This window comes from Shewanella saliphila (assembly GCF_014648295.1).
Lineage (GTDB): Bacteria > Pseudomonadota > Gammaproteobacteria > Enterobacterales > Shewanellaceae > Shewanella > Shewanella saliphila.
The window spans coordinates 70,035-78,311 of record NZ_BMQV01000018.1; the positions used below are offsets into that span (position 1 = coordinate 70,035).

At 42.8% G+C, this 8,277-nt stretch carries 8 protein-coding genes; 3 read left to right on the top strand and 5 right to left on the bottom strand.

Translation table 11 applies throughout. From position 1 onward, the window contains the following. The first annotated feature begins 19 nt into the window (after positions 1-19). Both IEY48_RS10510 and IEY48_RS10515 read left to right on the top strand, forming a co-directional pair. Positions 20-922 (top strand): LysR substrate-binding domain-containing protein, encoded by a 903-nt coding sequence (locus tag IEY48_RS10510; protein WP_188920037.1) that lies wholly within the window; start codon positions 20-22, stop codon positions 920-922. Between the two features lie 1,140 nt (positions 923-2,062). After that, the gene (locus IEY48_RS10515; RefSeq protein ID WP_188920039.1) at positions 2,063-3,931 is read left to right on the top strand and encodes an SLC13 family permease; all 1,869 of its coding nucleotides are present in this window, start codon (positions 2,063-2,065) and stop codon (positions 3,929-3,931) included. A 156-nt stretch (positions 3,932-4,087) separates the two neighbouring features. Here the strand turns inward: IEY48_RS10515 and IEY48_RS10520 are convergent, their stop codons facing one another. From IEY48_RS10520 to IEY48_RS10530, 3 genes are all read right to left on the bottom strand, one after another. Next, positions 4,088-5,764 (bottom strand): AMP-binding protein, encoded by a 1,677-nt coding sequence (locus IEY48_RS10520; RefSeq protein WP_188920041.1) that lies wholly within the window; start codon positions 5,762-5,764, stop codon positions 4,088-4,090. A 242-nt stretch (positions 5,765-6,006) separates the two neighbouring features. Further along, on the bottom strand, positions 6,007-6,363 hold the full coding sequence (locus IEY48_RS10525; protein WP_188920043.1) for a hypothetical protein: 357 nt from the start codon (positions 6,361-6,363) through the stop codon (positions 6,007-6,009). Between the two features lie 75 nt (positions 6,364-6,438). Further along, positions 6,439-7,032 (bottom strand): class I SAM-dependent DNA methyltransferase, encoded by a 594-nt coding sequence (locus tag IEY48_RS10530; protein WP_188920044.1) that lies wholly within the window; start codon positions 7,030-7,032, stop codon positions 6,439-6,441. A gap of 194 nt (positions 7,033-7,226) precedes the next feature. Here IEY48_RS10530 and IEY48_RS10535 point away from each other — a divergent pair, with 194 nt between their 5' ends. After that, positions 7,227-7,499 carry a site-specific integrase gene (locus IEY48_RS10535; protein WP_229786398.1) on the top strand — a complete coding sequence of 91 codons (273 nt, stop codon included), beginning with the start codon at positions 7,227-7,229 and terminating at the stop codon, positions 7,497-7,499. 160 nt (positions 7,500-7,659) lie between these two features. Here the strand turns inward: IEY48_RS10535 and nadS are convergent, their stop codons facing one another. Together nadS and IEY48_RS10545 are read right to left on the bottom strand one after the other, a co-directional pair. Further along, a complete protein-coding gene (gene nadS / locus IEY48_RS10540) occupies positions 7,660-7,944 on the bottom strand; it encodes a NadS family protein (protein WP_188920046.1) in 285 nt (94 codons plus the stop codon). Then, positions 7,941-8,171, bottom strand: a complete 231-nt coding sequence (locus IEY48_RS10545) for a type II toxin-antitoxin system RelE/ParE family toxin (protein ID WP_188920048.1) — start codon at positions 8,169-8,171, stop codon at positions 7,941-7,943. Before IEY48_RS10545 ends, nadS begins: the two co-directional genes overlap by 4 nt. Positions 8,172-8,277 lie beyond the last annotated feature (106 nt).

Consider the following 8,277-nt stretch of genomic DNA (forward strand, 5'->3'; position numbering starts at 1 on the left):
ATTTACCTAAATCACTATTATGAATATCTCACTCAAACAACTTAATGTGTTTAGCAGCATTACCCAGCACAACACCTTAACGGCCGCAGCCGAAGCCTTGTATTTGTCTAAGGCGGCAGTGAGTATGGCGCTCGCTGAATTAGAAAAGCAGCTAGGCCATCCGCTATTTGACCGGGTCAATAACCGATTAATTCTCAATCAAGAAGGTCACAAGCTATTACCACTTGCTGATGAGCTGCTTAGTAGAGCAAATAACATCAGCCAATTGTTTGATGCAGACCACGCTTTTTCAGGTCAATTGAAAATAGGTGCCAGTGATACTGTTGGTAATCATGTGGTTCCCGGGTTGCTGAGCCAATTTAGGCAACAATCACAGCATTATTCGCAAAGCGTGGTGATTTCAAATTCACGACTAATTTGCCAAAAGCTGCTCGACTACGAGCTAGACATTGGCCTTATTGAAGGTAAAAGCCATCACCCAGAATTAGTTGCCCATCAGTTTAGCCACGACCAAATGTGCATTATTGCCGCGCCTCATTTAGCCATAAGCCAACAAACACCCTGTACATTTACCAATTTAGAACACAGTGAATGGGTATTACGTGAGGCAGGCTCAGGCTCGAGAGAGTTTTTTTTACGCACTATTGCACCGCACATTGAGGCTTGGCATGAAGTGTTTGAGCTCAATACCACTGAAGCGCTCATTAACAGTGTCGCGGCAGGATTAGGTTTAGGGTGTTTATCGACGTTAGCCGCACAGTACGCCATTAACGATGGCCGAGTCACTCAACTGCAATTACCTCACAATAATAATACGCTCAATTGGCAACGCCCCTTTTGGCTAGTGGTGCACAAAGACAAGTACCACAGCCCGTTGCTGAAAAGCTTTATCGCGTTTTGCCATCAATGGGATAATACATAAAGCGGTTGTTGGCTGAGTACTTGTTCTATTATTTGTGAACAGAGTTGAATTTGGACATTTGAAAACTAAAACTAAAACTAACTCGTTTTAGCCCAAAACTTGTTAACCCCCTTCTCGTCGTCCCGGCAATGCTTTTGAGCCGGGATCCAGGTGTTTCTTTATGCTTTGTAGTTATGCCTTACGACCACAAATATTCTAATCGGCCAGATATGCGTGAAAGGTCATGGCTAGCTCCGTATTCTTTTTTAAAAAGCCTTCAACGACCTCAAGTTCAAAGTTAAAAGTTAAAAGTTGAATTTGGACATTTGAAAACTAAAACTAAAACCAACTCGTTTTAGGCCAAAACTTGTTAACCCCCTTCTCGTCGTCCCGGCAATGCTTTTGACCCGGGATCCAGGTGTTTCTTTATGCTTTGTAGTTATGCCTTACGACCACAAATATCGTTATCGGCCAGATATGCGTGAAAGGTCATGGCCAGCTCACGTATTCTTTTGCAAAAAAGCCTTCAACGACCTCAAGTTCAAAGTTCAAAGCTGAATTTGGACTTTTGAAAACTAAGACTAAAACTAAAACTAAGACTTACTCGTTTTAGGCCAAAACCTGTTAACCCCCTTCTCGTCGTCCCGGCAATGCTTTTGAGCCGGGATCCAGGTGTTTCTTTATGCTTTGTACTTATGCCTTACGACCACAAATATCGTGGTGGTATGGTCAATGATGTTCCCGACAGCAGAATGGCATTTCCCATATCCTTATGGTCAGATATGCGTGAAAGGTCATGGTCAGCTCACGTATTCTTTTGTAAAAAGCCTTCAACGGCCTCAAATTCAAGTTCAAAGTTCAAAGTTAAAAGCTGAATTTGGACATTTGAAACTAAGACCAACTTAACCCACTAAAGCTTGTGATTGCACTATAGCTTGAGCTATGGCTATACCAGTTAATTGACAAAATAACCTTGGTATCCATTAACTTATTATCTTTGATTGCCTGCGAATTTGGCTGAGTAGATTATAATCAATGTAATTGTCATTTTAGTCGGCACGGAGACAAAGCATTGAAACAACTAAGTGGATATTGTCGTAACCCTCGGGCACAACGGACTTGTTGCTCTAAGACTCTAACAATCAATTTTCAGCAGCGTTTATGACAAACGACCAACTATTAATTCTGCTGATCTTGTTCGCTACCGTGGGCCTGTTCCTATGGGGGCGTTGGCGCCACGACATGGTGGCTATCTGTTCGCTGGCGGCGTGCGTACTCACTGGGCTAGTGCCATCGGGTGACGCTTTTATTGGCTTTAGTCACCCTGCCGTAGTTACTGTGGCTTGCGTTCTTGTACTCAGTCGAGGTCTGCAAACCTCTGGGGCTGTCGATGCGCTATCGCGTGCCGTACTGCCTGCTCGTGCCGGCGTGTTTCTTAGTATGGCAACGCTTTGCGCACTAGGTGCGGTGCTTTCCGGTTTTATGAACAATGTCGGCGCGATGGCGCTGTTAATGCCTGTTGCCGTGCAACTCGCTGGTCGCCTAAACCTGGCGCCAGGGCAACTTTTAATGCCGCTAGCGTTTAGCACGATTCTCGGCGGCATGACGACAATGATAGGCACACCTCCTAACCTGATAGTTTCAAGTTTTCGTGACCAGACTGGCACAGGTAGCTTCGCCATGTTCGACTTTCTCCCGGTCGGGCTCGCAGTTGCCGCTGCGGGTGTCGGCTTTATCACTCTGATAGGCTGGCGACTGGTGCCTGCTCGTAAGCAGTCTGGGGTAAAAGGCTTTGAATCAGAGGCTTATATAACCGAAGCCCGCGTACTCGAAAACAGTAAAATTGCAGGCATGAGCCTGCGCGATATTGATAAAATGATCGATGAGATCGATGCCCAGATCATCGGTATGGTTCACAATGATGTCCGTATAATGGCACCCAGTGCTTGGCGTAGGGTTCGTGTTGGCGACATTCTCGTCATCGAGGCTGAAGCTAAATCACTGGCGGTTGTACTCTCTACATTAGGCTTAGAGCTTGAGGAGGCAATTGAGCAAGAAGAAGCCGAATCGGACAAGGCTAATAACGCAGCAGACAACCCAGAAAATGACACAAAAGATGATGCTGATGGAGCGATAAACAAGAGTAAAGCACAAGATCAAGCCAAATCCTCAGACCATACTGTGTTTATGGAACTGTCAGTGTTACCTGGGTCTCCGTTACTTGGACGTTCGGCCACCGATATCATGTTACGTACGCGCTACGGCATGAACCTGTTGGCAGTGTCACGCTATGGTAAACCTTCATTGTCACGATTACGCTCAAGGCCTTTTCGTTCAGGCGACCTGCTATTGATGCAAGGCCCTCCCGAAGCTATCTCTGAATTTGCAAGTGATAACAACTGTGTCCTCCTAGCCAAACGAGAGCTGCGCATACCAAGCAAACGTAAAGCCTGGGAAGCAGGAATTATTATGACTTTAGCCGTTGGCGCTGCAGCCTTTGGTTTACTTCCGGCAGCAATATCATTTTCTCTTGGTGTACTCGCCTCTATGGTATTGCGAACCGTGCCACCACGCTCTGTGTACAATGCTATCGACTGGCCAGTGATTGTACTTCTTGGGGCCCTAATCCCTGTGGCCGGAGCAATGGAGTCCAGCGGTACAGCCGACCTTATGGCGCGGTTCTTACTCGACAACATGGCTCAAGGTAATGCTGTGTTTGGGTTGACGCTCATTCTGGTCACCAGTATGTTTCTCTCTGACTTAATGAACAACACCGCAACCGCGGCCGTGATGTGCCCCATAGCCATTGCTACCGCAGCAGCGCTTGATGTCAGCTCAGATCCCTTTCTAATGGCGGTAGCCATCGGTGCATCTTGTGCTTTTCTCACTCCCATAGGTCACCAAAACAACACCTTGATTTTAGGGCCTGGAGGCTTTGGTTTTGGTGATTATTGGAAGCTAGGCATACCGCTAGAACTGCTTGTGATCGGCATCAGTCTTCCTATGCTGCTTTGGGTGTGGCCACTGTAAGTGTTAACACGCGTAACTGATTTGTGCCCCGCAGTTTGTTTCAACTATGGTAAGGCCTATGGTCACTAACGTCGTGGCGCTTCGCCGAAATCAGACTAACAATCACAAGGTTCCCCCTGCACCGGCCAAATAGGTTGGATATGCTTAGAATAGATCTTATGAATCTCGCAATTCTCGACGTAAAATTTTGCCAACATTTGATTTTGGCAATTCATCTCTAAATTCGATTATTCTTGGATTTTTATAACCAGTAAGATATTTTCGACAATGTTTTTTTATTTCATCAACGGTCACATCACCTTTGCGTACAATAAATAATTTAACTTTTTCTCCTGTGACGTCATCAGGAATACCAATCGCCGCAGCTTCTATGATGTGAGGGTGAAGTGTTGCAACGGCTTCAATTTCAGTAGGGAAAACATTAAATCCCGACACTAGAATCATATCTTTTTTACGGTCTTCAATATAAAAAATGCCATCGTCATCCATTCTTCCTATATCGCCAGAGCTTAACCAACCACCAGCATGCATTACAGTATTGGTTTCGGCTTCTTGTTGCCAATAGCCTTTCATCACTTGGGGCCCCCTAATTTGGATTTCACCAATTTGATTGGGACCTAAAGGTTCATTTTTATCATTAACAATACGCAGTTCAGTGCTGGGTAAAGGAACACCAATTGAAGAAATGAATGATTGTTGTTGATGAGTACCGGCAGCGACCACTGGAGAACATTCAGTTAAACCATAACCTTCTATGACCGGCATTCCAGTGAGCTCTTGCCAACGATCTGCAATATGTTTCTGCGTCGGCATTCCACCTGCAATAGTAAAACGAGCGTGACTAAAATCTAATGCTTGAAAACCATCATGATTGTTTAAACCATTAAAAAGTGTATTTAAACCAAAAACCATTGTGAAGGGATATTTACTTAAATCGGCGACAAAACCATCTATATCTCTTGGGTTAGTAATGAGTAAATTTGTTGCTCCGACAAAAAGCATAAACATCATACTCACTGAATTGGCAAAAATATGATAAAGCGGAAGTGGGGTTACAGCATATTCCTTATCATATAAAGTTCTTGGGCCAAAATGAGCATGAACCTGCAGAACATTAGCAATAATATTGTTATGAGTAAGCATTGCCCCTTTCGCAAGACCCGTCGTTCCGCCTGTATATTGGAGATACGCTAAATCATCTCCTGATATTTGAGGCTCAATAAAGGGAAGTTTCTTGCCATCGGTTAACGCTCTACGCAATGAAATAGCACCGGGAATATGATATTTAGGCACTATTTTTTTGACATGTTTAATAATAAAGTTAACCAATGTACGCTTATGAATTGCTAACTCATCGCCAATTTTGGTTAAAATAACATGCTTAATGTTAGTCTCATCCAGTATTTGCTGAAGGTTATTACCAAAATTTGTTACGGCAACAATAGCACTGGCCCCTGAGTCCCGTAATTGATGTTTTAACTCTCGAGGGGTATAAAGCGGATTAACATTTACAATAATGAGCCCTGCTTTTAATGCTCCTAAAATAGTGATGGGATATTGCAATAAATTAGGCATCATCAAGGCGATTCGTTCGCCTTTTTTCATTTTTAGTTCAGATTGTAGATAAGCAGCAAAAGCGTTACTTTTACTTTCAAGATCTTGGTAGGACAAACTATGTCCCATATTAATATATGCAGCTTTTTTAGCATGTGCACTAAAAGACTCTTTAAACAAATCATTGATATTGTTATACATACTTGAATCTATTGTTGTAGGCACATCCTCAGGGTATTGCGCTAGCCACGGTTTATCATTTGTCATTATAATCATCATTAATGTTGTTTAAACATCACTATTGTAAATTAATTTACCTGATTAGTATAAAAATAATAGCTTGAATTCAATGAATTAACGACTGTACTAGGGGGTTAGCCGTAGCGAATACTTCAGAATGTGACTCGTCTCTGCTTTTATCATTTTCCCACTTCACGCTTTGTTTCTTCAACAATGAAAAAACTAAAACCATGCAACCCATTATTTGAACATTCTAGGGCTGGGTGGGCTGGTTAGCCATGTTAATCCGCTCTACAAACAACCTGCATCTCGGCACTCAGCTCGATGACAACACGCTTATTGATTTCACTGTTGGTGATGTAGCCGCATGAACCATCTAGCCTGGTTTCATCACTCAAGACAATGTCAAACTCATACTCGCCATCAGCTTGCTCAAGTTCGTAGTAAATCCTGTTGTTACCACCTGCTTGGATCGATCCCAAATCAAGTGAGCTATTTGGAAGAACAACTCTTGCTGATTCAACCATCGCATCTGAATTATTCTGGATCGTGACGCTTGGCATGATGAAAAATGCCAAATGGTACAAACCAAACAGAGTGACCGATAGCGCAACTAGAACCTTGATTACGAACTTCATCGACACCTACGCATATCACGCCGCCATAATTTTCTGCCTGAAGCACAAAGTAAGGCGGTCAAATTGATAGCCTTGTTAAGGCTTAGTCGCGATAGTATAAACATGTTTTTCAGGATACTGATCCAGTTCAAGGTGCATAATTGACAAACCATTATTGATAAGTAACTGCATATTTTCGTTAATACCAATAGAACTGTAATAGAAAGTGTCATTGTGCCATTGATCAGTGTGTTCTCCCTGAGCATTACCAAATGTATATATTAATACACCATCTTTCGCCAAAAGCTGGCACAGTTTAGATATAACAGGTTTTTGCATAACAAATGGCAAGTGAAAAATGCTATCCCAGGCGACGATAAAATTAAACTTATCTTCTGTTTCCCATGAACAAATATCTTGATGTATAAAATGATGCTCTGGGTGATTGCGGCTAGCCAACTTGACCATTTCTTGCGACACATCTAGCCCAGTAACCGAAAAGCCTCGATCTTGTAATATACGCACAAATCTGCCGCCAGCTCCGCAGCCTACATCAAGTGCTTTTCCGCCGCCGGAAGTAAATTCAACAGCTCGTTCAAATTGATTTACACCATAAGCAGACCGCACGTGTTGGTCATGCCACCACTGAGCAATTTTGTCGTACTTTGTACCTAATTCTGATGGTTCCATTTGAGAGCCTTAACGCCGCAATAAGTGGGTTAAAATGTGTAGCGAAGCGAAACGTAACCCACCTGTTTTAGTTCCGTTTAATTGCCTTGTTGAACGAAGCCGCTCTGCGGCAGAAAAGATAAAAACACATCTTTAGCCCCATCTTAAATACTTACTAGCCCCTGCCTACCTTGGCATTACCTAGGTGTATCACCATGGAAACTCATGAACAACAACGCTTTTATTTTCTTTATGAACAACATCTTACCAATTTAACTCTGCAAGGCAAGCGGCCTGCTACCATCGATGCGTACAGTCGCGCTGTTAGGCGCATTAGTGCTTATTTTGACTGTTGCCCTGATAACCTTTCAACCGATGATTTAAAACGCTACTTCGCTGATTTAATTGCTTCACACTCATGGAGTACAGTTAAACTTGACCGTAATGGATTACAGTTTTTCTATCGATATGTTCTTAACCAACACTAGGAGTGGCTGAGTATTGTTAAGCCGCCGCAAGTCAAACGCTTACCCGATATTTTGACCCCTGCCGAAGTCTCTATCACCATAAAGCCATGCCACCCATAATTTGAACAAGTAACTTACACTAGGGATTAGGATGCGGCTTCTCCTTGTTTGTTATGTGTTTTTACGCCAGTGCCCTAATTACTGCTTGGGGATCTTTAGAAAGAACATTAAGCAGCACGAGAGCTGGCCCTCTTGGTGTTCTATCTCCACGCTCCCAATGACGCAATGTGCCTAAACTAATACCAAAGGTAGATGCAAATTCAATTTGCGTCATAGAAACATTAGTACGAACAGCTTTCACGTCTACAGAGTTGAATTTGTGGACTGTAGCCCCTTTTTTTTCGCCTTCAGAAAATTCAATGGCTTCCATTAAACCTTGCTGGATACTTTCAAATGCATTACTCATAATTGCCTCCTATAACTGTCTGCAAGAATTTTGGTTAGTTTATTAAGAACATTACATTCGGCTTTAGATAGGTTCGTTTTTTCATTTTTACCAAATAGCGAAAGCATGAACAAAGGAATGTCTTGGCTATGGTAATAATATATAACTCTTACACCACCACTTTTGCCTCCGCGCTCTTTAGCCCACCGCAGTTTGCGAACTCCACTATTGTTCTGGTCTAATTCCATCGGACACTTAATTTTGAGACAGTATGGTCAATAAATTAAGAGGTCGATATGAGTTTAAAAAAATCACATAAGAGTTATCCGCAGGCATTTAAAGATGAAGCAGTAT

Bases quoted from the DNA above. Each gene is read 5' to 3' on its own strand.
- IEY48_RS10510 (WP_188920037.1), top strand. From the start codon at position 20: ATGAATATCTCACTCAAACAACTTAATGTGTTTAGCAGCATTACCCAG.
- IEY48_RS10515 (WP_188920039.1), top strand. From the start codon at position 2,063: ATGACAAACGACCAACTATTAATTCTGCTGATCTTGTTCGCTACCGTG.
- IEY48_RS10520 (WP_188920041.1), bottom strand. From the start codon at position 5,764: ATGATGATTATAATGACAAATGATAAACCGTGGCTAGCGCAATACCCT.
- IEY48_RS10525 (WP_188920043.1), bottom strand. From the start codon at position 6,363: ATGAAGTTCGTAATCAAGGTTCTAGTTGCGCTATCGGTCACTCTGTTT.
- IEY48_RS10530 (WP_188920044.1), bottom strand. From the start codon at position 7,032: ATGGAACCATCAGAATTAGGTACAAAGTACGACAAAATTGCTCAGTGG.
- IEY48_RS10535 (WP_229786398.1), top strand. From the start codon at position 7,227: ATGGAAACTCATGAACAACAACGCTTTTATTTTCTTTATGAACAACAT.
- nadS (WP_188920046.1), bottom strand. From the start codon at position 7,944: ATGAGTAATGCATTTGAAAGTATCCAGCAAGGTTTAATGGAAGCCATT.
- IEY48_RS10545 (WP_188920048.1), bottom strand. From the start codon at position 8,171: ATGGAATTAGACCAGAACAATAGTGGAGTTCGCAAACTGCGGTGGGCT.